This is a genomic window from Oleiphilus sp. HI0132 (assembly GCF_001635845.1).
The window spans coordinates 1-493 of the sequence record NZ_LWGJ01000651.1 but is presented as its reverse complement, the minus strand read 5'-3'; the positions used below and the strand labels follow the sequence as shown (position 1 = coordinate 493).

Below are 493 nucleotides of genomic sequence, written 5' to 3'. Positions count from 1 at the left end.
CGCTGAAGCTCATCGGCATTGTCAGCGCCACGATCCGTAGAAGAGCCTAAGGGGTCGGTGACAAATAAGAATCAGTTGTCACCGACCCCTTATTTCCTTATTTCCACATAAAGGAGTTTAAGCAATGTCTACCAACCGCCAATTTACTAAACATCAATTCGGCCCAAAAGGCTGGACACCTGAGCGAATCGAGTCTCTTAAAGGTAAGACTTACCTCATCACCGGTGCGAATAGTGGTACCGGTAGAAGTAGATGATGCGCTTGATCTTGCTGAACGAATTCAAGTGTAGTTATTGTTTAGCCGTGTTGGTTAATTCCTTGCCAGCCTGAATAAAGTCATGTAAATTTATTTGTAAGACATATTCTTACGAAGAGGTTTGTTATGGCAGATACCGTTACATTTAGACCTACTGATGATCAAGGCGGTTTTATTGAAGGTCTGATTAGTTCAGGTGATTACTCTAACCAAAGTGAAGTCATTCGCGCTGGCTTG

The 493-nt window shown here is 43.0% G+C and carries 1 protein-coding gene; it reads left to right on the top strand.

Translation table 11 applies throughout. The annotated features are described in order from the left end of the window. The first annotated feature begins 124 nt into the window (after window positions 1–124). Window positions 125–256, top strand: a complete 132-nt coding sequence (locus A3766_RS32400) for a hypothetical protein (protein WP_255374960.1) — start codon at window positions 125–127, stop codon at window positions 254–256. Window positions 257–493: the final 237 nt, after the last annotated feature.